Below are 23,714 nucleotides of genomic sequence, written 5' to 3'. Positions count from 1 at the left end.
CTGTCGTACGCGCGTGCTACCTGGGTACAACGACACGTATCGGCACGGGTTTCGGGCATCGGCCCGTACAAAACAGCCCCCTTCTCGTACACAACGCCCCTGAGGCCCGGCTGCCCTGCCCGCCCCCTCCCCACCCCCGCCACCGTTGCTCCATGCACGCACCAACCGCCGACCCCACCCTCGCCGCGCTCTTCAGCCCCACCCCCCGCGGCGCCCGCCGTGCCCGGCTGCTCGCCGTGCACCAACTCGCCGCATGGGGCATCCCCCGCACGACGGCCACCGCCGAGGCCGTCGCCGTCGTGACCGCCGAGCTGGCCGCCAACGCCGCCGTGCACGGGCGGCATCCGGGGCGGTGCTTCCGGCTGCGGCTGCAACTCAAGGAGCACGTCGTACGGATCGAGGTCTCCGACGCCCGCCCCGAACGGCCCCTCCCGACGGCCGCCCCGCCCGGCCCGGTTCCCTCCGAGAGCGACCGCGGTCGCGGGCTCGTCCTCGTCGCCGCGTTCGCCGAGCGCTGGGGCTGCTTCCAGCCCGACGCCGTCGTCAAGACCGCCTGGGCCGAGGTCCGGCGGTAGCGTCCCGCCCGCCCGGTGGGGCACCGCCTCAGAACAGCTTGCCCGGGTTCATGATGCCCAGCGGGTCGAAGACCGCCTTGATCTGCCGCTGCAGCTCCAGACCCACCGGGCCCAGCTCCTTCGCCAGCCACTCCTTCTTCAGCAGCCCCACCCCGTGCTCCCCCGTGATCGTGCCGCCCAGGTCCAGACCCAGGGCCATGATCGCGTCGAACGACTTCCGTGCCCGCGCCGACTCGTCCGGGTCGGCGGGGTCGAAGCAGACGTTGGGGTGGGTGTTGCCGTCGCCCGCGTGGACGCAGGTGCCGATGGTCAGGTCGTACGTCGCGGCGATCCCGGCCACGCCGTCGAGGAAGGCGCCGAGGCGGCTGCGGGGGACGCAGACGTCGTCGATCATCGTGGTGCCGCTGACCGCCTCCAGGGCGGGGAGGGCGGCGCGGCGGGCGGCGAGCAGCAGTTCCGACTCGGCCGCGTCCGCCGCCGGGACGACCTCCGTGGCGCCCGCCGCCGTGCAGAGGGCGCCCACGGCGGCGAGGTCGGCGGCCGGGTCCGGGGTGTCGAAGGCGGCGAGGAGGAGGGCTTCCGTGGACTCCGGGAGGCCCATCTTCGTGAGGGAGTTGACGGCCCGTACCGTCATCCGGTCCATCAGCTCCAGCAGCGACGGCACGTGCCCGCCCGCCATGATCCGGCAGATCGCGTCGCACGCCGCCGCCGACGACGGGAACTCCGCCGCCAGCGCCAACTGCGGCCCCGGCGCCGGCTTGAGGGCCAGCGTGGCGCCGACGACCGCGCCGAGGCTGCCCTCCGAGCCGACGAAGAGCCGGGTCAGGTCGTAGCCGGCGACGCCCTTGGCGGTGCGGCGGCCGGTGGTGAGCAGGCGGCCGTCGGGGAGGACGATGTCGAGGCCGAGGACGTACTCCGCCGTGACGCCGTACTTCACGCAGCACAGCCCGCCCGAGCCCGTGCCGATGTTGCCGCCGATCGTGCACGTCTCCCAGCTCGACGGGTCCGGCGGGTAGAACAGGCCCTCGGCGGCGACCGCGCGGGAGAGCGCGGCGTTGACGACGCCCGGTTCGACGATGGCGATCCGGTTGACCCGGTCGATCTCCAGGATGCGGTCCATCTTCACGAACGAGAGCACGATCGCCCCGTCGTCCGCGTTGGCCGCGCCCGACAGGCCCGTACGGGCGCCCTGCGGGACGACGGGGACGCGCAGCTCCGTCGCCGTCCTCAGCACGTGCTGCACCTGCTCGACCGTCTGCGGCAGCACCACCGCCGCGGGCGTGCCGGAGGGGCAGAACCCGGCCATGTCGCCCGCGTACGCCACGGTGACGTCCGGGTCCGTCAGCACCGCCGCGGCGGGCAGGCCCTGACGGAGGGCGGTACGCACTGCCTCGTCCCGGGTCGCGTGTCCGGCTGCCTCATCGCTCATGGCTCCAGACTGCAACGCCTCCGCCCGCCGCGAAACCCCGCCCGCCTCACGTCACCCGCCGTAGCTGGCCGTCCAGCCAGTCCGTCAGGGTCTCCATGTACGACGCGGTGATGTGCGCGCCGTTGCGGTACACGATCACGTTCCCGATCACCGCGGGGCAGGTGCCGTCCTTGCACATCACCGGCTTCGGGTCGATGAGCCCCACCTCGTCGAACTTCGCGTTCGCCCGCGCGCTCACCGGCTCGTACCCGTACCCGTCCGCCTCCGAGAACGCGCAGTCGTCCAGATCCCGGACCGCGCCGGAGACGCAGGACGGGATGTCCTCGGGCGGGTAGGGGTTGTCGGCGAGGGTGACGACGGTGGCGCCGGTGCCGAGGAGGTCGTCCATGGTCTCCTCGTAGCCCTTCTGGTGGGCCTTCGCGCTCTTCTTGCCGCTGAGCCGCTTGCCGTCCTCGACGACCGTCTTGACGTCCTGCGTGCCCGTGATGATCAGGTCCGGTTTCTCGTCCTCGATCCGCTCCAGGGCGTTGTCGCGCCACTCGTCGCACTCGGTGTACGTGCGCTGGAGCTGGTTGTTGAAGACCGTGACCTGGGCCGGGGTACAGGCCGACTTCGTCAGGGTGACCAGCCGCAGGCCGCGCCGCTCGGTGATCTTCTCCAGCGCGGGCGCGTACTGGATGGCGTGCGAGTCGCCGAAGAGGACGACGGTGTCGCCGCCGCCCTTGTCGCCGTACGCGCAGTCCCCCGACTCCGTCTCCTGCTGCCCTGCCAGGCAGCCGTCGTCGTGGACCCTGCCGCGGTCGTCGGTGGCCTTCTCCGGGAGCGGGCGCAGCGCCTTCGCGGACTTCTGCGGCTGGTCCTCGTCGGCGAGGGCGGCGGCGCCGCGGGCCTGTTCCGCGGAGGCCAGCGCGATCGTCGGGGCGGAGATCCAGGAGCCGGCCGCGACGAGCACCGTGGCGGCCGTGCAGGCGGCGCCGACGGCCAGGGCGCGGGGGGTGGCCAACAGGACGCGGGCGCGGCGTACGGGCTCCTCCACGAGCAGGTGCGTGAGCGCCGCGGGCAGCGCGGCGGCGGCGACCACGACGAGCATCCAGCGCACGGACAGCTCGCGGTCGAGGGCGAGGGGCACGAAGACGACGGCGGGCCAGTGCCACAGGTACCAGGAGTACGAGATCCGCCCCGCGTACCGCAGCGGCGGTACCGACAGCAGCCGGCCCACGGGGTGGGCGGCGAGCCCGCATCCTGCGGCGATGACGGCCGCCGTGCCCAGCACCGGCAGCAGGCCCCACGGGCCCGGGAAGCGGGTGGCGTCGTCGAACCGCAGCCCGGCGTACGCGACCGCCGCAAGACCCGCCACCGCCAGCGCACCGGCGGCGAGCGCACCCCGCCGGGCGCCGGGACCGGCGGCGGGCAGGGCGCGGCGCCAGGCGGCGGCGGGGACCAGGGCGAGGAGCCCGCCGACGGCCAGCTCCCAGCCGCGGGTGAACGTCGAGAAGTACGCGACCCCGCCCTCCTCGGCGCTCAGCCGCACGGCGTGCACGAAGGACACCGCGGCCAGCGCCCCCAGCACCACCGCCAGCCGCGCCCGCAGCCCGCAGCGGCCCAGGAGCGGCGTACGGCCGGTGGCGCCCGCAGCCCGCAGCTCCTCACCCCCGCCCCGTACCTTCCGGAACGTCCACAGCACCGCCAGCACCAGCAGCGGCCACGCCAGATAGAACTGCTCCTCCACCGCCAGCGACCAGTAGTGCTGGAGCGGGCTCGCCTCCGCGTCCGCCGCCGAGTAGTCGACCGCCCGCCCCGCCTGCTGCCAGTTCGTCGCGTACAGCGCCGCGCCCACCGCGTCCGCCGCGACGTTCCGCCGCTCCAGCGGCGGCATCCACTGCACCGCCGCCAGGCACACCGCCAGCACCACGACCGCCGCCGCGGGCAGCAGCCGGCGCGCCCGGCGGCCGTAGAAGCGCAGCAGCGACACCTTGCCGTGCCGCTCCGCCTCGCGCAGCAGCAGGCCGGTGATGAGGAAGCCGGAGACGACGAAGAAGACGTCCACGCCGACGTATCCGCCGGGGAACCAGGGGACGCCCGCGTGATAGAGCAGGACAAGACCGAGCGCCACCGCCCGGAGCCCCTCCACGTCGGGGCGGAACGCCGGGCGGCGCCGCTCGTCTCGCTCGTCGTCTCGCGCAGCCTCCTGCTGCTCCCGCTCGATACGCATCACAATTGCGTATCATCCCTGTCGCGGAACGGCCAAGCCGGGGTGGGAAAACCGAGAGGGATGAGGCGGGAGTCACGCGCGGCTCAGAGGTTGCCGCGCTTGTCCTGTTCGCGCTCGATGGCCTCGAACAGGGCCTTGAAGTTGCCCTTTCCGAAGCCCATCGAGCCGTGCCGCTCGATGATCTCGAAGAACACCGTGGGCCGGTCCTGCACCGGCTTGGTGAAGATCTGCAGCAGGTAGCCGTCCTCGTCGCGGTCGGCGAGGATCTTCAACTCCCGCAGCTCGTCGATCGGTACGCGGGTGTCGCCGACCCACTCGCCGAGGGTGTCGTAGTACGCGTCCGGCACGCCGAGGAACGCGACGCCGGCCGCGCGCATGGTCCGTACCGTGCCGACGATGTCGTTGGTGGCCAGCGCGATGTGCTGCACGCCGGGGGAGTTGTAGAACTCCAGGTACTCGTCGATCTGCGACTTCTTCTTGCCCGGTGCCGGCTCGTTGATCGGGAACTTGACCTTCAGCGTGCCGTCCGCGACGACCTTGGACATGAGCGCGGAGTACTCGGTGGCGATGTCGTCGCCCACGAACTCCTTCATGTTCGTGAAGCCCATGACCTTGTTGTAGAAGGCCACCCACTCGTCCATCTTGCCGAGTTCGACGTTCCCGACGCAGTGGTCGACGGCCTGGAACGTGCGCCGCGCGGGCGGCGCGACCAGCGGCTCCGCGGCGGCGTAGCCGGGCAGGTACGGGCCGTCGTAGCCGGTGCGCTCGACGAGGGTGTGGCGGGTCTGGCCGTACGTCGCGATGGCGGCGAGCACCACGGTGCCGTGCTCGTCCTTCAGCTCGTACGGCTCCTGGAGGCCGGTGGCGCCCTGCGCGACGGCGTGCGCGTACGCGGCGCGGGCGTCGGGGACCTCCAGGGCGAGGTCGACCACGCCGTCGCCGTGCTCGGCGACGTGCGCGTCGAGGAGCCGGCCGCGGTCGGTGGCGGCCTTGATGACGGAGGTGAAGACGAAACGGGCGGAGCCGTTCTCCAGGACGTAACTGGCGGTCTCGCGGCTGCCGTTCTCCGGTCCGGAGTACGCGACCAGCTTCATGCCGAACGCCGTGGAGTAGTAGTGGGCGGCCTGTTTGGCGTTGCCGACCGCGAACACCACGGCGTCCATCCCCTTCACCGGGAAGGGGTCGTCCTGCCGGATCTGCGGAGCGGGCTGATCAAGGGTCTCGGTCATGCTCAAAAGGGTCTCTCTGGTTGGCAAGGTGTGCAATAGTTGCCGAAATCACTGGACAGAATGACCGGTGAGGCGCGGTTCGGTCCGGGCTATCTGTGCAAGCTGACCAACGAGGAGCGTGCGAGATGATCGATCAGCTCGACGGCCGGCTGCTGGAGCTGCTCGCGAACGAGCCGCGCATCGGCGTGCTGGAGGCGAGCCGCCGCCTCGGCGTCGCCCGCGGCACCACGCAGGCCCGGCTCGACCGGCTGCGCTCCGGCGGCGTCATCCGCGGCTTCGGCCCGGACGTCGACCCGGCGGCCCTGGGGTACCCGGTGACGGCGTTCGCCACCCTGGAGATCAAGCAGGGGCAGGGCACGGACGTCCGCAGCCACCTGGCGCGGGTCCCCGAGGTGCTGGAGCTGCACACGATCACGGGGCACGGCGACATGCTGTGCCGGCTGGTGGCGCGGTCGAACGCCGATCTGCAGCGGGTGATCGACCTGGTGGTGGGGTTCGACGGGATCGTGCGGGCGTCGACGGCGATCGTGATGGAGAACCCGGTGCCGCTGCGGATCGTCCCGCTGGTACGGCAGGCGGCGGGCGGCTCTGCGGGGGGCGGTGCTACGACGGGCGGTGCTACGGAGCGGCCGGGGCGGTGACCTTCGTCACGAAGTCCTCCAGGTTGCCCCACATGCGCGCGATCCGCTCGGCCTCGGTCAGCGACTCCTCCTGCGGCACGGTACGCAGCTTCGGCTGCCGCTTGCCGCGCAGATAGAGCGAGCAGGCGAGGTCGGCGCACACGTACACGCCGACCGTGTTCCCCTGCCGCCCGCGCGGGCCCGCCAGCGGGGCGGCGAGCAGCCGGACGCCGGAGGCGGAGTGGGCGGTCAGGCAGAGCTGGCACATGCGGGAGCGCACGGCGCTGGCGCGGCCGGCGGCCGGGACGCGCAGGGTGATCCCGAGGGGCCCGTCCGGGCGCGGGACGACGAGGTGGGCGCGGAGCGGGGCGCCGGGGTCCACCCAGCCGAGGAAGTCCAGATCCGGCCAGGGCAGGTCGGCGAAGTCGAGCGGCAGCTTGAGCCGGCCCGCGTCGCCTTTGGTGGCGTTCACGAAGGATGCGCGGATCTGTTTCTCACTGAGCGGTTCCACGCCGGTCGAGGTTACGGAGATCGCGTACGGACCGCACACGAATTCCGGGGCGGGCGGTGCGGGCCGTACGGGGAGCGCGTCAGCAGCTCGGTACGTCGCCGCCCGACTCCAGCGCCTTCAGCGACGTCACCGCGTCGGACAGCTTCTCCACCGGCACCAGCCGCAGCCCCTCCGGCAGCTCCGACTGCGCGTCGGCGCACTCCGCCTTCGGCACCAGGAACACCGTCGCGCCGTCCCGCTTGGCCGCCTGCGTCTTCAGCGGTACGCCGCCGACCGCGCCGACGGTGCCGTCCCGCGCGATCGTGCCCGTACCGGCGACGACCCGGCCGCCGGTCAGGTCGTCGGGGCCGAGCTTGTCGACGATCCCCAGGGCGAAGAAGAGCCCGGCGCTGGGCCCGCCGACGTCGGTGAGGCGCAGCTCGACGTCGACGCTGCCGGGCTTGCGGCCGAGGTGGTTCAGGGCGGCGGTGACGGCGGTGTTCTGGGACTCGCGCATCTGCTCCGCGTTGTACTCGCGGATCTCCTTGCGGGAGTCGCCCACCGGATACACCGCGTCCTTGGGCATCACGGCCTCGTCGGTGGCGAACCAGCCGGAGGCGATGTCCGCGAGCCGCAGGTCGACCTCGGGGCCGGTCGCGGCGATCGTCGTCATCCGCAACTCGCCGTCGGTGGCGTGCTGTTCCGCCCCGGAGACGGTGATGACGGGGCTGCCCTGGTGGTCGCCGAGGACGTCGGCGGTCATCCCGGGCTTGGCCAGCGAGAACGGCAGCGGAGCGAACGCCGCGGCGGCGATCAGCCCGGCAACGGGCGCGGCACAGAGCGCGAGGGTCACACGACGAGGTGGCACGCCCCCAATCTAAGGCCAGGGGACACCCGGCGTCGTACGGCCTCCCGGCTCGTACCGGCTACCGCAGCGCCTGGGCGACCTCGCGGGCCGCCGAGACCACGCGGGAGCCCACCTCGCCCGGGACGATCTCGTGCAGCATCACCACGCCCACGCTGCCCTCTATCCCCGACACCCCCAGCAGCGGGGCCGCCGCGCCGCTCGCGCCCGCCTCCAGCTCGCCGTGCGTCAGGGCCAGCGCCAGCTCCGCGTCCGTCTCGCACGCGCCCGGGCCGAGGCCGCGGCCCCTGAGTATCGCCCGGCCCGCCGCGCCCTGGTCCAGGGCGTGCCGGAAGCCGGCGCGGTAGGCGACGTGGTAGTCGGTCCAGCTCGGTTCGACGACCGCGACGGCCAGCGCCTCGCTGCCGTCGACCAGGGTCAGGTGCGCCGTCGCGCCGACGTCCTCGGCGAGCGCGCGCAGCGCCGGCAGTGCCGCCTCCCGTACCAGCGGGTGCACCTGCCGGCCCAGCCGCAGCACCCCGAGCCCGACGCGCGCGCGGCCCCCGAGGTCGCGGCGGACGAGGGCGTGCTGTTCCAGGGTCGCGAGCAGGCGGTACACCACGGTGCGGTTGACGCCCAGTTTGTGCGACAACTCGGTGACGGTCAGGCCGTGGTCGGTGTCGGCGAGCAGCTTGAGCACGCGGAGTCCACGGTCGAGGGTCTGGGAGGTCTCTGCGGGCACGCCGCCTCCTCAAGTGATGTGCGGCCCTTCCCGCGCCGGCGCACCCGTCCCTTGCAGCGCCGGCGTCTGGAGCCGCCGGCCGCAGGTGGCACCGGCTTGTGTCCGCGGCGGCTGTGCCGCGGATCTCGGAGCCCCGCCTCCGCCTGCTCGGCGGGGGTGTGCGGAAACCTAGCGAGCGGCACCGCTCAGCGGAAGACCCCGTCCAGAATCCGGTCAGGATCTTGCACGTCCGTCGCTTTCCGTGATCGTTGCGCCTGGCGCAATGCCCGTGAATGGCCGGATTAAGCGCACATGAAAGAATCGTGCCATGACCGGCTCCGCAGAGACTTCCCCCACCGGACCGCACCGCGTCGCCGTCCTCGTCCGGGACGGCGTGATGCCCCTCGAACTCGGCCTCGTCCACCAGATGTTCGGCTCCGCTGAGGCCGGGGGGCGGCGGCTGTACGAGGTCGTCACCTGCGCGCTGCGGCCGGGCCCGGTGCGTACCGACGCGGACTTCCCGGTGCTCGTCGAGCGCGGCCCGGAGGCGCTGGACGGGGCCGGGACCGTCGTGGTGCCCGCGTCGCACGCCGCAGACGCAGTCGAGAGCGCGGTCGAGAGCACGGGGGAGGGCGCGGGGGAGGGCCCAGTCGAGGGCGCCGGGTACGGGGAGCCGTCGGCCGCGCTGCGGGCGGCCCTCGGGCGGGTGCGGCCCGACGCGCGCGTGGCGTCCGTCTGCACCGGCGCGTTCGTGCTCGCCGCCGTGGGCCTGCTCGACGGGCGCCGCGCCACGACGCACTGGAAGTCCGCCGAACTGTTCCGCCGCCGCTTCCCCGCCGTACGGCTCCAGCCGGACGTGCTCTACACCGAGGACCGGGGTGTCCTCACCTCCGCGGGCGAGGCCGCGGGCATCGACCTGTGCCTGCACATGATCCGCGCCGACCACGGCGCCGCCGTCGCCAACGACGTCGCCCGCCGCACCGTCGTGCCCCCGCACCGCGACGGAGGGCAGGCGCAGTACGTGCCCCGGCCGGTGGCCGAGCCGGAGTTGGGCACCACCGGCCGCGCCCGCGCCTGGGCACTGGCGCACCTCGACCGCCCCATCGCCCTGCGGGAGCTGGCCGCGCAGGAGTCGATGAGCGTACGGACCTTCAGCCGCCGGTTCCGCGAGGAGACCGGCGTGACGCCGCTGCAATGGCTGACCCGGCAGCGCGTCGAGCGGGCGCGGCACCTGCTGGAGGAGACCGACCGCAGCGTCGACCGGGTGGCGGCGGACGCCGGGTTCGGCACGGCGGCGTCGCTGCGGCAGCACATGCAGGCGGCGCTGGGCGTCTCGCCGACCGCGTACCGGGGCACGTTCCGCGGGCCCGGCCAGCTTCCTGCGGGCGCGGCGGCGTAGCGCCGAACGGGGGCGGGGCGCCGCACGGTTGCGCGGGAGGGCGCGGGGGCGCGCGGTGGGGCGTGCGGGCGCTCACGTATCGCCGGACTCGTCCGACGGCCACGGGTCGCTCAGCCACAACTCGTCCCGCGTCGCGGGCCCCAGCAGTTCCGCCAGCCCCTCGTCCAGGCCGAGCCGCGCCACCTCAGAACCCGGGGGCACGGCCCGTAGCGTGCGCTCCAGCCAGGTGGAGACCGCGGCGCTCGGCGCCTCGATGAGCGCGTCCCCGTCCGAGGACGTCAGCGCCAGGCGGATGACGCTCCCCGACCCGGACTTCGTCGGCCAGACGCGCACGTCGCCGTGGCCGCACGGCCGGAACACCCCCTCCACCAGCAGCTCCCGGGCGAACGACCATCTGACCGGCGCCGCCCAGCCGATGTGGAAACTGATGTGGACGGCGTACGGGTCCGACGACCGGTATGTCAGTCTGGAGGGAACCGGAACGCTTCTCTCCGGCGACAGCACGAGCCGCAGCTCCAGTTCGCGTTCCACCACGGTCTGCATGGTGTGGCACCTCTCTTTCGAACGTCACGCAGGTCCGACGGGCCTGCCGGGGAAGAGAGGGCCAAACCGGCGCGCTCTTACGCGACTTCCGCAGACTTCCTCCCATCGTTCGACAAGTCACTTAAGGCGGAACGGGGGTGAGGCGGACCCGGCTGTCCGCCGGTTCTGGTAGATGTGGACCCCATGAGCGCCCCGACACCACCCTCCGGAGGCGGGATCCCCGGCCCCGGCTACTATCCCGACCCCTCCATCCCGGGCTACGTCCGGTACTGGAACGGTGCGGCGTGGGTCCCCGGCACCAGCCGCCGTGCCCAAGAGGGCGAGGAGCAGCCGGCCGCGGACGCGCAGGAGACCGCCGACGCGGAGCCCGCGAGCGCGGGCGGCGCGGAGAGCCCCGCGGACGCCGCGCCCGCGGAGCCCGCCGCCGCCTCAGGGCCGTCGCTGAGCGAGACCGGTCCGGTGTTCCTCGACGAGGAGGAGCCGCGGGACTCCGTGCCCGCCCCCCGCGGGCGGCACGCGCGCGGGAGCGACGACGCGGACGACGTACGGGACGCCACCGAGCGGGCGTGGTCCGGCGAGCCGTCGGCGTCCGCCGAGGAGCCGGCGGACGCGCAGGGCGCGTGGCAGGCGGTCGACGTCGTGGACGTGGCGGACCGGGCCGACAGCCGCGTCGCCTGGGGCGCGCAGGACCCGCCGGCGCTCACGGTGCCGGCCGAGCTGGACGGCGGCGCGCCGGAGCCGGGCCGCACCGAGGAGGAGCCCCGGCTGCCGGCCGCGCGCCGGGCGGAGGATGACGGGGCCGCGGACGGCGGCGCCGGGCAGGAGGGCGGACAGGCCGCGCCCGGGACGTACGAGCAGGACCGGCCGGGCGTGCCGCTCGGGCGCGACCCCCGCGTCGGGGGCGGCTCGTGGGGCGAGCAGGTGCGGCGGCTGTCGGGGCCCGCGCCCGTACCGGCACCCGGGACGCCGGAGGAGACGCGCGAGGAGGCCGACTCGGGGTCCGGGTCCGGATCCGGTGTGGGCTCCGGGGCTGCTGCCGCCTCCGGGTTCGGGCAGGGGGCCGCCGGGTCCGGGGCCGCGGATCCGCGGCAGGCCGCGGGGGCCTACGTGCCCGCGCCCACCACGCCCGGGGGACCGAGCGCCCTTCCCGCGCCCACCACCCCCGACCTGCCGCAGGCGCGGCCGGCGCCCACGACCCCGGACGTACCGGTGGCCCCGCCGACGCCGACGACGCCCGAACTGCCGCAGCCCCGCCCCGCGCAGCCGCAGCTCGCGCCGCAGGGCGGCCACGCGGCGCCGCCGCTGACCCCCGCCGCGCGCACGGCACCGCCCCCCACCCCGCAGCAGCCGCCCGCCGCGCAGCTCCCCGAGCGGCCCGCGGCCCGCGCCGAGCTGCCGCAGGGCGGAGCGGGCAGCGAGCCGCCCGTCGTGCCCTGGCGGCCGCCGGCCAGCGACCCCTTCCTCAGCGCCGCGCAGGGCACCGCGCCGCCCGCCGGGCTCGGCCGCAGGCTCGGCGCCCGGTTCGTGGACGCGCTGCTGGTCGGCGGTGTGCTCGCGGCGGTCGCGGTGCCGCTGGTGAGCAAGTCCGTGGACCACGTACAGGACAAGATCGACGCCGCCGAGGCGTCCGGCAAGACCGTGACGGTCTGGCTCATCGACGGCACCACGGGCCCCTATCTCGCGCTCGTCCTCGGCCTCTTCCTCGTGCTCGGCCTCGTCGTGGAGGCGCTGCCCACCGCGAAGTGGGGGCGTACGCCCGGGAAGAGGCTGTTCGGCGTACGGGTGCTGGACATCGAGTCGCAGGACCCGCCGGCGACCGGCTCGGCGCTGCGGCGGTGGCTGACGTACGCGGTGTTCCTGCTGCTGCCGCTGATCGGGCTGCTGAACGTCGTCTGGTGCGCCTTCGACAAGCCGTGGCGGCAGTGCTGGCACGACAAGGCGGGGCGCACGTACGTGGCGCGCGGCTGAGCCGTTCGGCGGCCCCCGGGATGCGGGGCGGTAGCCCCAGCGGTCGACTCGGTGCATGAGCTCCGACCACGGCGAGGGCGCCGACCCGCACCGCAGCAGGCCCACGCGCTCGCAGCCGCCGCAGAACGGCGCGCCTCCCGGCGGAACGCGGGGGCAGGAGGGGGAGGCAGAGTCGCCGCCGGGTGAGGAGCGCGGGTCTCAGGGGGCGCACGGGAGCGGCTCGACGGGGCCGGTGGCCAGCCCGACGACGCCGGAGGGGCACGGGGCTCCGCCCCCGCCGCCACCGCCCACGGAGGGCTCGGGCACACCGCCGCACGGCAGCGGGGGAGCGGAGCACGACGGCCTCCCGTCGAACGGAGACAGCGGCGGCGGGCAGCAACAGCCCGGCGCCGCACCGGACTCCGGCCAGGGCACCCCGGGCGCCACCCCGCCGCCCGGCTCCGGGCCCGGCTCCGGCGGTCCGCCGCACGGCTACGGCCCGCCGCCCCCCGGCGCCGGCTCTCCGTACGACCAGCCGCCCGGCGCCATGCCCCCACCCCCGCCGACGTACGGCGTCGACGACTCGGGCGGTACCGGCCACACCGGCTCGGCCTACGGCGCCCCCGATCCCCGGCTCGCCGGGATGCCCCCGCTCGGCGGCCTCGGCCGCCGGCTGCTGGCCCGCATCATCGACGGCCTGATCGTCTACATCCCGGTGTCGCTCTTCCTCACCCTCATCGGCCGCATCGACGAGTTCGCCGACTCCGACAACACCGGCACCCAGTACGCCTGGGGCATCTTCGGCATCCTCGTCTACCTCGTGTACGAGGGCCTGATGCTCACCCGCAGCGGGCAGACCGTCGGCAAGAAGCTCATGGGCATCCGCGTCGGCATGCTGGAGAACGGTGCCGTCCCCGCCGGAGGTCCGGGCTGGATCCGCGCCGCCGTCTACTCGCTGCCGGCGATCGCGCCGTGCATCGGCACCCTGTTCTGGCTCTACAACGTGCTGTCGTGCACCTGGGACAGGCCGTACCGCCAGTGCGTGCACGACAAGGCGGCCAAGACCGTCGTGGTCTCGACCGAGGGCCAGCGCTACACCCCCTGACCACCGCCTCCCGCCCCGCCCCGGGGACCGGCACACCGAAGCGGCCGGCGACCACGTGGTCGCCGGCCGCTTTCTGTTCGGTAGTGCCTCGGCCGTCCCCCGTAGGCGTCCTGGCGGGCGCCCCGTGCCGTCTCAGTGCGGCGCGGACTGCGCGCCGACCGGCCGCCGGTCCGCCGCGGGTGCGGCGATACCGTCCGGCCGCGCCGCCACCACGTGCTCCGCCGTCAAGGCGGGAGCGCGGCGGGAGCGCGGTACGGGAGCGGTCAGTGCGACGAGCACTCCGAGCGCCAGGGCGGTGACGCAGATCGCCACGAGGGCGATGGCTGCGCCTGCCTGCGAGAGCAGCAGCATGGCTGCGGCTGAGGCGATGACTGTGGCCGACCCGTACAGGATTTGGGTGAGAGTCGGACGCGGCATGGCAGCCCCCCTGGTGGGCTCAGCATCGGTGCGGACGGGTGAACGTGCCGAAGGGCGGCCCCGTGCGTGCAGCCGCCCCCCATTACCCAAGGCGTTGCCCGCCCGGGGATGCAAGTAAGCGTGACCTTACCCACTCGGAGGGTGCACGAGGGGGCGCACGGTGTCATGCCGGGGTGGGCAACGCCGTCACCAGGGGCTCCGGTGCCGTAGCCCTCTGAAGTGTCCAAGTCAAGACTGTCATTTCTTTGCTCACTCCGGTCGAATGCTGGCACACCTATTCGTGCGGCGACGCGGGAGGGACAGCTCAAACGTGAAGAGCAGGCAAAGAAAGTTGTCAAAAACTGCCGTTACCACGGTGGTTGCAGCCGCACTCGGGGCGGCTCTGCTCCCCCTGGGGCAGGCGGCCGCCGACCCCGGCGACGGCGCGGCCCAGATCGAACGCCGTGACCCGGCGCGGGCGCCGAAGCATCAGGAGCACGATCTCGACGGTCCGTTCAGCAAGGAGCAGGAGGCGCGCCAGGAGGCCGCGCTCCAGCAGTTGCTCTCCGGCGAGACCGAGGCGCAGCCGCGGGCGAAGAAGGACGGCTCGACCGTCGTCAAGCTCGACGACGGCAAGTTCGCCGAGCTGGGCCGGGGCGCGAAGACCGACAAGATCTTCACCGTGCTGGTCGAGTTCGGCGACGACGTCGACAACGAGACCATGTACGACCCGGACGGCCCCGAGGGCCCGAAGCCGCCCGTCGTCAAGTACGGCGGCGACGCCGGCCCGGCGCACAACCAGATAGCCGAGCCGGACCGGGCGGTGGACAACTCCACCGACTGGAAGGCCGACTACGACCGCCAGCACTACCAGGACCTCTACTTCTCCAAGGACGCGGACAAGGAGTCCGTGGCGAAGTACTACGAGAAGCAGTCCTCCGGGAAGTACACGGTGGACGGCGAGGTCAGCGACTGGGTCTCGGTGAAGTGGAACGAGGCCCGCTACGGCTCCAACTACTGCGGCGACTCCACCTGCGCCTCCGTCTGGGACCTGGTGCGCGACGCGACCGCCCAGTGGGCCGAGGACCAGAAGGCCGCCGGCAAGACCGACGCCGAGATCAAGGCGCAGCTCGCCGAGTACGACGTCTGGGACCGCTACGACTTCGACGGCGACGGCAACTTCGACGAGCCCGACGGCTACATCGACCACTTCCAGCTCGTGCACGCGGGCGAGGACGAGTCCGCAGGCGGCGGCGTCCAGGGCGAGGACGCCATCTGGGCGCACCGCTGGTACGCCTACGGCACCGACGCGGGCAGCGCGGGCCCCGGCGAGAACAAGGCCGGCGGCACCCAGATCGGCGACACCGGTGTGTGGGTCGGCGACTACACCGTCCAGCCGGAGAACGGCGGACTCGGCGTCTTCGCCCACGAGTACGGCCACGACCTCGGCCTGCCCGACCTGTACGACACCGCGGGCGGCGAGAACTCCACCGCCTTCTGGACGCTCATGTCCTCCGGCTCCTGGCTCGGCCGCGGCAAGGACGCCATCGGCGACCTGCCCGGCGACATGACCGCCTGGGACAAGCTCCAACTCGGCTGGCTGGACTACGAGACGGCCAAGGCGGCGACCCGCTCCAAGCACACCCTCGGCCGCGCCGAGGAGCAGGTGGACGGCAAGCCGCAGGCGCTCGTCGTCGAGCTGCCGGAGAAGGCCGTCACCACCACCATCACCGCGCCCGCCGAGGGCACCAAGCAGTGGTGGAGCGGCATGGGCGACGACCTGTCCAACTCCCTGACCCGTACGGTCGACCTGACCGGCAAGTCCAGCGCCTCGCTGGGCCTCGCGGGCTGGTGGGACATCGAGGAGAACTACGACTTCCTCTACGCCGAGGTCTCCACGGACGGCGGCGCCAGCTTCACCCCGCTCGACGGCACCGCGGACGGCGCGCAGATCCCGCGCGACGGCGGCGACCGGCCCGCGCTGACCGGCGTCTCCGGCGAGTACCGCGACCTGGAGTACTCCCTCGACGCCTACGCGGGCCAGGAGGTCCAGCTCCGCTTCCGCTACCAGACCGACGGCGGGGTGGCGCAGAAGGGCTTCGCCGCCGACGCGTTGACGATCACGGCGGACGGCGCGGAGGTCTTCGCGGACGGCGCCGAGGGCGACGACGCGGGCTGGACGGCGGACGGCTTCTCGCGCGTCGAGGAGTCCTTCACCAAGGACTACCCGCAGTACTACATCGCCGAGAACCGGCAGTACGTGTCGTACGACAAGACGCTCAAGAGCGGCCCGTACAACTTCGGTTGGGTCACGGACAAGCCGGACTGGGTCGAGCACTTCCCGTACCAGAACGGCCTGGCCGTGTGGCTGTGGGACACCTCGCAGCTCGACAACAACACCAGCGGCCACCCCGGCGAGGGTCTGGTGCTGCCGGTCGACGCGCACCCGAAGCCGGAGAAGTGGGCGGACGGCTCGGTGATGCGGAACCGCATCCAGGCGTACGACGCCACCTTCAGCACCCAGCGGACCGACGGCTTCACCCTGCACAAGGACGGGAAGCCGGCGAAGATCACGTCGAAGCAGGGCGTTTCGGTCTTCGACGACCACAAGGGATCGTACTGGGATGAAGGGAACCCGGGCGGCAGCGTGAAGGTGCCGGACACCAACACCAGGATCTCCATCGTCCAGGAGCCCGATCATGGCCGGACCATGACAATCCAGGTGGCGCCCTCCGTCAGGTGATTCGGTAGAACCGCAGGTCAGAGACGTATCGGCCGCTGCCCCTGGCGGGGCGGCGGCCGATCGCGTAAAGATGGCGTGAGTAGGCTGGCCGACGGACGACCACGTGAGGAGCGCCATGGGCGGAGGAGGATTCACCAAGCTGCCGGACGGCAGCATGGTGGTCGCCGTCTCCCTGCCGGCCCCCGTGGAGGGCCGGCGGATACGTGTGCTCGTCCACGCCGCGAACCGCGCCAGGGCCCTGACGCGGCTGCGGAACCTGGGCCTGCGCTCCGTCTACCTCCGCGGCAACGCGCACCCGCCCACGCCCGACGAGGTGACCGCCGTGCTGTGCCATCCGGACGGCCTGGTCTGGCGCGGCTCGCTCGACGACGATACGGAGCCCTGGCGCCCGATAGCGGCGCTGTTCCGGCTGGCGACGTAGGCGTACGGGCGGACGCCGCGGCGGGCCCGAGGGACCCGGGGCGCCGCCTGAGGGATGCGCGGGCTCCGGGGGGCCCGCGACGGCCCGCAGACCGCCGCGGGCGGGCCTGAGGTGCCCCTCGGGCCCCGTCGCGGAAGCGCCCGCGGGTGGCTTGCGGACGCCCGGACGTGCGCCGGGGCCGCCGCTGACGGCGCCGTCGGCGCAGCGCCGCGACCGCTGGCGGGCCGCCCCCGCGGTACGGCGTCGCGCCGGCCGGCAGGCCGCTCCTGCGGTCACCAGCCCTCCGCAGACGGCCGCACACGGCTCCGCAGCCCGCGCCGGCGGCGGTCCGCGTCAGCCGACGACCGGCTTGCCCGTCAGCTCCACGCCCGCCTCCGCCAGCTCCCCCAGCGCCCGCTGGGTGCTGTCCTCGGCCACCCCCGCCGTCAGGTCCAGCAGCACCTGGGTGCGGAAGCCCTCCGCCGCCGCGTCCAGCGCCGTCGCCTTCACGCAGTGGTCGGTGGCGATGCCCACCACGTCGACCTCCGTGACCTCCCGGGCGCGCAGCCAGTCCGCCAGCGGCACGCCGTTCTCGTCCGCCCCCTGGAAGCCGCTGTACGCCGCCGCGTACGCGCCCTTGTCGAAGACCGCCGAGATCGCGCCGGAGGCGACGGTCGGGGCGAAGTTCGGGTGGAAGCCGACGCCCTCCGTGCCGGCCACGCAGTGCCGCGGCCAGGAGTGCACGAAGTCCGGGTGCGCCGCGAAGTGGTCGCCCGGCTCGATGTGGTGGTCGCGGGTGGCGACGACGTGCTGGTAGCCGGCGGTGGACCGGCCGATCAGGTCCGTGATCGCGGCGGCGACGTCCGCGCCCCCGGTCACCCCCATGCTGCCGCCCTCGCAGAAGTCGTTCTGCACGTCAACGACGATCAGTGCACGATGCATGGTGCGATGCCCTTCGTGAGTCGGCGTCGGACGGGCGGACCGCTGGGGAGCCAAGCCGCCGCGCGTCCCGGATCTCTGCCCGCTGGGCCGGGCGTCATACGTACTCCGTCGGCAGGACCGGCTCGCCCCTGGAGAGCTGGGTGGCGGACAGCGGCAGCCCGTCCCTGGCCACGACGTGCCGGGCCCTGGCGTCGTCCATGGGCTCCCGGCCCACGATCTTCCCGCCGCGCACCAGCGGGACCAGCAGCTCCCGGCCCGCCAGCTCCGCCGGCACCTCCCCGGTGCCGACGACCTCGGCCTCCGCGACCCCGTACGCGTCCAGCCGCCGGGCCGCCCACTTCCGTCCGCCGATCGACGTCTTCCCGCCCGTCGACCGCTTCGCCACCGGCACCAGCGGGGCGTCCGGGGCGCCGGAGGCGGCGCGGGCGACCAGCTTGTAGACCATCGAGCACGTCGGGTGCCCGCTGCCGGTGACCAGCCGGGTGCCCACGCCGTACGCGTCCACGGGGGCGGCGGCGAGCGAGGCGATGGCGTACTCGTCGAGGTCGCTGGTGACGATGATCCGGGTGCGCTCCGCGCCCAGCTCGTCGAGCTGCTGGCGCACCCGGTGCGCGACCAGCAGCAGGTCGCCGGAGTCGATGCGCACCGCGCCCAGCTCCGGGCCCGCGACCTCCACGGCGGTACGGACGGCGGCGGCCACGTCGTACGTGTCGACCAGCAGCGTCGTCCCCACGCCCATGGACTCCACCTGCGCGGTGAACGCCTCGCGCTCGCTGTCGTGCAGCAGCGTGAAGGCGTGCGCGGCGGTGCCGACGGTGGGGATGGCGTAGCGGAAGCCGGCGGCCAGGTCGGAGGTGGAGGCGAAGCCGCCGACGTACGCGGCCCGGGAGGCGGCCACCGCGGACAGCTCGTGCGTGCGCCGGGCGCCCATCTCGATCAGCGGCCGGCCGCGGGCGGCGACGGCCATCCGGGAGGCCGCGGCGGCGATGGCGGAGTCGTGGTTGAGGATCGACAGCACCACCGTCTCCAGCAGCACGCACTCGGCGAAGCTCCCCTCGACGCGGAGCACGGGGGAGCCGGGGAAGTACACCTCGCCCTCGGGGTAGCCCCAGATGTCGCCGGTGAACCGGAAGTCCGCGAGCCAGTCCAGCGTCGGGGCGTCGACCACGTCGTGCGCGCGCAGGAAGCGCAGCACCTCGGGCTCGAAGCGGAAGCTCTCCAGCGCGTCCAGGACGCGTCCTGTGCCGGCGACGACGCCGTAGCGGCGGCCCTCGGGCAGCCGGCGGGTGAAGGTCTCGAAGACCGAGCGCCGGCCGGCGGTGCCGGCGTGCAACGCGGCCTGGACCATGGTCAGCTCGTAGTGATCGGTGAAGAGGGCCGTCGAGGGGACGGTGACCGGCAGCTTCAGTTCCGACATGCACCTGATCCTACGCCCATACTCGTCACTCTGACGATTTCCGGTGTCCGAATGGCTGCGGCACCGCCTCGGGTGGCAGCATGGGGACCGTCAGGGCTGCGATCGCAGCCGGAGCTATCGAGGAGTTGCCGCCAACCGTGAGCGTCGCACCCACGGAGATCGAGCGCCCGGAGACCGTCGAGTCCCAGTCACCCGCGGCGGTGCCTGAACCGGACGTCCCCTGGGTGACGATCGTCCACAACGACCCGGTGAACCTCATGAGCTACGTGACGTACGTCTTCCAGGCGTACTTCGGATATCCGAGGGAGAAGGCCCGCAAGCTCATGATGGACGTACACACCAAGGGGAGGGCCATCGTCTCCAGCGGAAGCCGCGAGGAGATGGAGCGGGACGTGCAGGCGATGCACGGCTACGGCCTGTGGGCCACCCTCCAGCAGGACCGCTGATGGCAGGGCACTTCGAAGCGGTTCCGGGCGGCGGCGCGGCCGTCGCGCTGGACGAGCTGGAGATCTCCATCCTGCGCACCCTGACCGTGCAGTTGCTGGAGCTGATCGGCCCCGGCGACGCCCCCGCGGACGCCCCGCCGCCCGCCGACCCGCTGGACGCGCTCTTCGCCGAGGGCCCCAGCAAGCCGCCGTCCGACCCGGCGCTGGCGCGGCTCTTCCCCGACGCGTACGGCGAGCCGGGCAAGGGCCCGGACGACGAGGAGCGGGCCCGCTCGGCGGAGTTCCGCCGCTACACCGAGCCGGAGCTGCGGGAGAGCAAGCGGGAGAACGCGCTGGCGGTCGTCCGCGGGCTGGACCTGCTCTCCGTGCAGGGCGAGGGCGGCGCGGTGCTCAAGGTCGGCCCGGAGGAGTCGCGGCAGTGGCTCGCGACGCTGAACGACCTGCGGCTGGCCATAGGCGCGCGGCTCGACATCCGGGACGACGACGACGGCGAGGTGCTGTTCCGGCTGCCGGACGAGGACGAGCGCAAGCCGATGGTGATGGCGTACCTCTGGCTGGGCGGGCTCCAGGAGACCCTGATCGAGACGCTGATGGGCTAGGCCCGCGGGCCCCTGTCAGGGCCCGTTCGGGTGAATGTGTACATAATCACCCTTTTCCCGTGGTAAAGCTGCAGACGGGGGACTGCACGGGAAAGGGCACAACTCCACATGACCACTGCGAAGGTGCCGGAGGGCGGCGGCGCGGCTCCGTCCTCCGAGGAGGGCTACGAGCGCGGGCTCGGCAGCCGCCAGATCCAGATGATCGCCATCGGCGGCGCCATCGGGGTGGGCCTCTTCCTGGGCGCCGGCAAGATCATCGAGAAGGCGGGGCCCAGCCTCATCTTCCTGTACGCGCTCGCCGGCGTCGTCATCTTCTTCATCATGCGGGCCCTGGGCGAACTGCTGCTCTACCGCCCCGTCTCCGGCAGCTTCGCCGAGTACGCCCGCGAGTTCCTCGGCCCCTACTTCGGCTACGTCACGGGCTGGACGTACTGGCTGATGTGGGCCGTCACCGGCATGACCGAGCTGACCGCCGCCGCCATCTACATCAACTACTGGTGGCCGGCCATCCCGCAGTGGGTCAGCGCGCTCGGCTTCCTCGTGCTCCTCTTCGGCGTCAACCTGATCTCGGTGAAGATCTTCGGCGAGCTGGAGTTCTGGTTCTCGATGGTCAAGGTCACCGCGATCATCGGCATGATCGTCATCGGCGTCGGCGTCCTCACCCTCGGCTTCTCCGCCGCCGGCAACACCGCCACCACCACGAACCTCTGGAACCACGGCGGCTTCTTCCCCAACGGCATCGGCGACAGCCTCATGACCCTCCAGGGCGTGATGTTCGCCTACCTCGCCGTCGAACTCGTCGGCGTCACCGCGGGCGAGAGCGCGAACCCCGAGAAGACCCTGCCCAAGGCGATCAACACGCTGCCCTGGCGGATCGTCATCTTCTACGTCGGCTCGCTGATCGTCATCCTGTCGGTGGTCCGGTGGACGGAGTTCAGCGAGGGCATCAGCCCGTTCGTCGCCGCCTTCGGCAAGATCGGCATCCCCCTGGCCGCCGGCATCGTCAACTTCGTCGTGCTCACCGCGGCCCTGTCGTCGTGCAACTCCGGCATGTACTCCACCGGCCGGATGCTGCGCGCCCTGGCCGCCAACTCCGAGGCGCCCAAGGTCTTCGGCCGGCTCAGCCCGCGCCGGGTGCCGGCCGCGGGCATCGCCATGTCGGTCGTGGTCATGTCCGTCGGCGTGGTGCTCAACTACCTCGTGCCGGAGAAGGCGTTCGGGTACGTCATGTCCGTGGCCACCGCCGCCGGCATCTGGACCTGGGCGATGATCCTCGTCAGCCACATCCGCTACCGCCGGCGGGTCGCCGCGGGACACCTGCCCGCCTCGTCGTTCCCGGCGCCCGGCGGGGTGGTGTGCAGCTGGCTGGCGCTGGTGTTCCTCGCCTTCGTCACCGTGCTCACCGCCCTCGACGCCGACGCCCGCGTCTCGCTGTACGTGGGCGCGGGATGGGCGGTGCTGCTGTCGGGCGGCTGGGCGGTGAGCCGGCGGCGGGCCGCGGCCCGGGAGGCGGCACCGGAGTACGTCGCGGGGGCGCAGTAGCCGGCCGCGCCCCCGTTCCCGCCGCGCGCCCGGCGCCTACGCCCAGAGCTGGCCGTGCAGCGCGGCGACGGCCTCTTCCGTGGTCTCCGCGGTGTAGATGCCCGTCGACAGGTACTTCCAGCCGCCGTCCGCGACGAGGAACGCGATGTCCGCGCTCTCCCCGGCCCGTACCGCCTTGCGGCCCACGCCGATCGCGGCGTGCAGCGAGGCGCCGGTGGAGACGCCCGCGAAGATGCCCTCCTCGCGGAGCAGTTCGCGGGTCCGGGTCACGGCGTCCTCGGAGCCGACGGAGTAGCGGGTGGTGAGCACCGACTCGTCGTACAGCTCGGGGACGAAGCCCTCGTCGAGATTGCGCAGCCCGTAGACGAGGTCGTCGTAGCGCGGCTCGGCGGCCACGATCTGCACGCCGGGGCGGTGCTCGCGCAGGAACCGGCCGGCGCCCATGAGCGTGCCCGTGGTGCCGAGGCCGGCCACGAAGTGGGTGATGGACGGCAGGTCGGCGAGGATCTCGGGGCCGGTGGTGGCGTAGTGCGCGCCGGCGTTGTCGGGGTTGCCGTACTGGTAGAGCATCACCCAGTCCGGGTGCTCGGCGGCCAGCTCCTTGGCGACCCGTACGGCCGTGTTGGAGCCGCCGGCCGCGGGCGAGGAGATGATCTCGGCGCCCCACATGGCGAGCAGTTGGCGGCGCTCCGCGCTGGTGTTCTCCGGCATCACGCAGACGATGCGGTAGCCCTTGAGCCTGGCCGCCATGGCCAGCGAGATGCCGGTGTTGCCGGAGGTGGGCTCCAGGATCGTGCAGCCGGGGGTGAGCCGGCCGTCCTTCTCCGCCTGCTCGACCATGAAGAGCGCCGGGCGGTCCTTCACGGAGCCGGTGGGGTTGCGGTCCTCCAGCTTCGCCCAGATCCGCACGTCGGGGGCGGGGGAGAGGCGGGGCAGGTGGACCAGGGGCGTGTCGCCGACGGCCGCGAGGGTGCTCTCGTAGCGCATCAGACCGAGCCGCCGGCGACCGCGGGCAGGATCGTCACGCTGTCGCCGTCGGTGAGCTTGGTGGCGATGCCGTCGAGGAAGCGGACGTCCTCGTCGTTGAGATAGACGTTGACGAAGCGGCGCAGGTCGTCGCCGTCGACCAGGCGTGCGCGGATCCCGGTGTGCCGGGACTCCAGGTCGTCGATCAGCTCGGCCAGCGTGGTGCCGTCGCCCTCGACGGCCTTCTCGCCGTCGGTGTAGCTGCGGAGGATGGTCGGGATGCGGACCTCGATGGCCATTTCGGGGCTCCTGTGGGATGCGGGGAGTCGGGCTGCGGGCGCTTGCGGAGCGGGCCGGCCGCGCCGCAGGCGGGCGGGGACGTACGCGGCCGGGGGCCGCCGGACACCGGGGCCGGCGACTCCCCCACAGCGCTTACGCGCGTGGGCGGTGCCCCCAGGCGCGGCCGGCCGCGCGGGGTGGCGCGGGCCGACAGGCGGCGCTGGCGAGACGGCAGAGGTCGACGTGCAGACGGGCGACGAGCAGCACCTGCCCGCCCGGGGGCTTCCGGGTCACGTCGTGGACAACCATGGGCTCATCGTATCGATTCCCCGTCCGCCTGCCGGATCGCCGTTTCATGATGCGGACCGGGGTCTCAGCCCGCGGGGGCGTCGTCGTACGAGGCGATCACGGTGACGTCCTCCTCGGTGATCACACCGTCCACGATGCGGAACGAGCGGAAGGAGACCGGCCCTTCGTCGTTGCCGGACTCGGCGGTGGAGACCAGGACGTAGTGGGCGCCGGGCTCGTTGGCGTAGGAGACGTCGGTGCGGGAGGGGTACGCCTCGGTGGCGGTGTGCGAATGGTAGATCACCACCGGCTCCTCGTCGCGGTCGTCCATCTCCCGGTAGAGCCGGAGCAGGTCCTGCGAGTCGAACTCGTAGAACGTGGGGGAGCGGGCGGCGTTGAGCATGGGGATGAAGCGCTGCGGCCGGCCGTCGGCGGGCGCCGGCGCCGGGCCCGCGACCACGCCGCACGCCTCGTCGGGGTGGTCCTTGCGGGCGTGGGCGACGATCTGCTCGTACAGCTCCTCCGTGATGGTCAGCATGGGGGAAGGATGGCACGGCCGCGGCGGGCCCACCTCGTACGGTC

The 23,714-nt window shown here is 73.2% G+C and carries 24 protein-coding genes; 10 read left to right on the top strand and 14 right to left on the bottom strand.

All coding sequences use genetic code 11. The features are described 5' to 3' along the window. Positions 1 to 152 precede the first annotated feature (152 nt). The gene (locus OG946_RS12045) at positions 153 to 575 is read left to right on the top strand and encodes an ATP-binding protein (protein WP_326796119.1); all 423 of its coding nucleotides are present in this window, start codon (positions 153 to 155) and stop codon (positions 573 to 575) included. 28 nt (positions 576 to 603) lie between these two features. Here the strand turns inward: OG946_RS12045 and OG946_RS12040 are convergent, their stop codons facing one another. The 3 genes from OG946_RS12040 to hppD all read right to left on the bottom strand — a co-directional run bounded on the left by OG946_RS12040 (position 604) and on the right by hppD (position 5,445). After that, entirely contained in the window at positions 604 to 2,004 is a 1,401-nt protein-coding gene (locus OG946_RS12040; protein WP_326796118.1) for an FAD-binding oxidoreductase, read from the bottom strand. Between the two features lie 46 nt (positions 2,005 to 2,050). Next, positions 2,051 to 4,216 (bottom strand): acyltransferase family protein, encoded by a 2,166-nt coding sequence (locus OG946_RS12035; RefSeq protein WP_326796117.1) that lies wholly within the window; start codon positions 4,214 to 4,216, stop codon positions 2,051 to 2,053. Positions 4,217 to 4,299: 83 nt separating this feature from the next. Continuing rightward, positions 4,300 to 5,445, bottom strand: a complete 1,146-nt coding sequence (gene hppD / locus OG946_RS12030; RefSeq protein WP_326796116.1) for a 4-hydroxyphenylpyruvate dioxygenase — start codon at positions 5,443 to 5,445, stop codon at positions 4,300 to 4,302. Positions 5,446 to 5,570: 125 nt separating this feature from the next. On the opposite strand from hppD, the gene OG946_RS12025 reads away from it, so the two are divergent. Beyond that, the gene (locus OG946_RS12025) at positions 5,571 to 6,086 is read left to right on the top strand and encodes an Lrp/AsnC family transcriptional regulator (RefSeq protein WP_326796115.1); all 516 of its coding nucleotides are present in this window, start codon (positions 5,571 to 5,573) and stop codon (positions 6,084 to 6,086) included. Here OG946_RS12025 and OG946_RS12020 read toward each other — a convergent pair. From OG946_RS12020 to OG946_RS12010, 3 genes are all read right to left on the bottom strand, one after another. Then, the gene (locus OG946_RS12020; RefSeq protein WP_326796114.1) at positions 6,064 to 6,576 is read right to left on the bottom strand and encodes an FBP domain-containing protein; all 513 of its coding nucleotides are present in this window, start codon (positions 6,574 to 6,576) and stop codon (positions 6,064 to 6,066) included. The two genes, OG946_RS12025 and OG946_RS12020, sit on opposite strands and share 23 nt — an antisense overlap. Positions 6,577 to 6,655: 79 nt before the next feature. Continuing rightward, a complete protein-coding gene (locus tag OG946_RS12015; RefSeq protein ID WP_326800225.1) occupies positions 6,656 to 7,408 on the bottom strand; it encodes a S16 family serine protease in 753 nt (250 codons plus the stop codon). Between the two features lie 73 nt (positions 7,409 to 7,481). Next, positions 7,482 to 8,141: an IclR family transcriptional regulator gene (locus OG946_RS12010; RefSeq protein ID WP_326796113.1), complete on the bottom strand. Its 660-nt coding sequence runs from the start codon at positions 8,139 to 8,141 to the stop codon at positions 7,482 to 7,484. A gap of 307 nt (positions 8,142 to 8,448) precedes the next feature. Between OG946_RS12010 and OG946_RS12005 the strand changes: the two genes are divergently transcribed. Beyond that, complete coding sequence (locus OG946_RS12005) at positions 8,449 to 9,519, top strand: GlxA family transcriptional regulator (RefSeq protein ID WP_326796112.1); 1,071 nt, start codon at positions 8,449 to 8,451, stop codon at positions 9,517 to 9,519. A 72-nt stretch (positions 9,520 to 9,591) separates the two neighbouring features. Here the strand turns inward: OG946_RS12005 and OG946_RS12000 are convergent, their stop codons facing one another. Beyond that, positions 9,592 to 10,062, bottom strand: a complete 471-nt coding sequence (locus OG946_RS12000; RefSeq protein WP_326796111.1) for an SsgA family sporulation/cell division regulator — start codon at positions 10,060 to 10,062, stop codon at positions 9,592 to 9,594. Positions 10,063 to 10,245: 183 nt separating this feature from the next. Here OG946_RS12000 and OG946_RS11995 point away from each other — a divergent pair, with 183 nt between their 5' ends. Both OG946_RS11995 and OG946_RS11990 read left to right on the top strand, forming a co-directional pair. Then, positions 10,246 to 12,030, top strand: a complete 1,785-nt coding sequence (locus tag OG946_RS11995; protein WP_326796110.1) for an RDD family protein — start codon at positions 10,246 to 10,248, stop codon at positions 12,028 to 12,030. Positions 12,031 to 12,085: 55 nt separating this feature from the next. Then, positions 12,086 to 13,114 (top strand): RDD family protein, encoded by a 1,029-nt coding sequence (locus OG946_RS11990; RefSeq protein ID WP_326796109.1) that lies wholly within the window; start codon positions 12,086 to 12,088, stop codon positions 13,112 to 13,114. 132 nt (positions 13,115 to 13,246) lie between these two features. Here the strand turns inward: OG946_RS11990 and OG946_RS11985 are convergent, their stop codons facing one another. Next, the gene (locus OG946_RS11985) at positions 13,247 to 13,531 is read right to left on the bottom strand and encodes a hypothetical protein (protein ID WP_234380447.1); all 285 of its coding nucleotides are present in this window, start codon (positions 13,529 to 13,531) and stop codon (positions 13,247 to 13,249) included. A gap of 538 nt (positions 13,532 to 14,069) precedes the next feature. Between OG946_RS11985 and OG946_RS11980 the strand changes: the two genes are divergently transcribed. Together OG946_RS11980 and OG946_RS11975 are read left to right on the top strand one after the other, a co-directional pair. Continuing rightward, a complete protein-coding gene (locus OG946_RS11980) occupies positions 14,070 to 16,253 on the top strand; it encodes an immune inhibitor A domain-containing protein (RefSeq protein ID WP_326800224.1) in 2,184 nt (727 codons plus the stop codon). Between the two features lie 115 nt (positions 16,254 to 16,368). Then, positions 16,369 to 16,674, top strand: coding sequence for a hypothetical protein (locus OG946_RS11975; RefSeq protein ID WP_326796108.1), 306 nt, complete (start codon positions 16,369 to 16,371; stop codon positions 16,672 to 16,674). A gap of 333 nt (positions 16,675 to 17,007) precedes the next feature. On the opposite strand, the gene OG946_RS11970 is transcribed toward OG946_RS11975, so the two are convergent. Together OG946_RS11970 and OG946_RS11965 are read right to left on the bottom strand one after the other, a co-directional pair. Then, positions 17,008 to 17,595, bottom strand: coding sequence for an isochorismatase family protein (locus OG946_RS11970; protein WP_326796107.1), 588 nt, complete (start codon positions 17,593 to 17,595; stop codon positions 17,008 to 17,010). A gap of 94 nt (positions 17,596 to 17,689) precedes the next feature. Then, entirely contained in the window at positions 17,690 to 19,012 is a 1,323-nt protein-coding gene (locus OG946_RS11965) for a nicotinate phosphoribosyltransferase (RefSeq protein ID WP_326796106.1), read from the bottom strand. A gap of 137 nt (positions 19,013 to 19,149) precedes the next feature. Between OG946_RS11965 and clpS the strand changes: the two genes are divergently transcribed. The 3 genes from clpS to OG946_RS11950 all read left to right on the top strand — a co-directional run bounded on the left by clpS (position 19,150) and on the right by OG946_RS11950 (position 21,599). Further along, on the top strand, positions 19,150 to 19,458 hold the full coding sequence (clpS, locus tag OG946_RS11960; RefSeq protein WP_018834043.1) for an ATP-dependent Clp protease adapter ClpS: 309 nt from the start codon (positions 19,150 to 19,152) through the stop codon (positions 19,456 to 19,458). Further along, on the top strand, positions 19,458 to 20,057 hold the full coding sequence (locus tag OG946_RS11955; RefSeq protein WP_326796105.1) for a DUF2017 domain-containing protein: 600 nt from the start codon (positions 19,458 to 19,460) through the stop codon (positions 20,055 to 20,057). The genes clpS and OG946_RS11955 overlap by 1 nt, the downstream gene beginning before the upstream one ends. A gap of 108 nt (positions 20,058 to 20,165) precedes the next feature. Continuing rightward, entirely contained in the window at positions 20,166 to 21,599 is a 1,434-nt protein-coding gene (locus OG946_RS11950) for an amino acid permease (protein WP_326796104.1), read from the top strand. A gap of 36 nt (positions 21,600 to 21,635) precedes the next feature. Here the strand turns inward: OG946_RS11950 and OG946_RS11945 are convergent, their stop codons facing one another. The 4 genes from OG946_RS11945 to OG946_RS11930 all read right to left on the bottom strand — a co-directional run bounded on the left by OG946_RS11945 (position 21,636) and on the right by OG946_RS11930 (position 23,670). Next, the gene (locus OG946_RS11945) at positions 21,636 to 22,586 is read right to left on the bottom strand and encodes a PLP-dependent cysteine synthase family protein (protein WP_101424335.1); all 951 of its coding nucleotides are present in this window, start codon (positions 22,584 to 22,586) and stop codon (positions 21,636 to 21,638) included. After that, positions 22,586 to 22,864, bottom strand: coding sequence for a MoaD/ThiS family protein (locus OG946_RS11940; protein WP_047015961.1), 279 nt, complete (start codon positions 22,862 to 22,864; stop codon positions 22,586 to 22,588). The genes OG946_RS11945 and OG946_RS11940 overlap by 1 nt, the downstream gene beginning before the upstream one ends. Positions 22,865 to 22,997: 133 nt before the next feature. Continuing rightward, a complete protein-coding gene (locus OG946_RS11935) occupies positions 22,998 to 23,153 on the bottom strand; it encodes a putative leader peptide (protein WP_326796103.1) in 156 nt (51 codons plus the stop codon). Positions 23,154 to 23,217: 64 nt separating this feature from the next. Continuing rightward, on the bottom strand, positions 23,218 to 23,670 hold the full coding sequence (locus tag OG946_RS11930; protein WP_326796102.1) for a M67 family metallopeptidase: 453 nt from the start codon (positions 23,668 to 23,670) through the stop codon (positions 23,218 to 23,220). Positions 23,671 to 23,714: the final 44 nt, after the last annotated feature.

It is taken from the genome of Streptomyces sp. NBC_01808, from assembly GCF_035917395.1.
Classification (GTDB): domain Bacteria; phylum Actinomycetota; class Actinomycetes; order Streptomycetales; family Streptomycetaceae; genus Streptomyces.
This window is presented reverse-complemented; position numbering and strand designations above follow the sequence as displayed.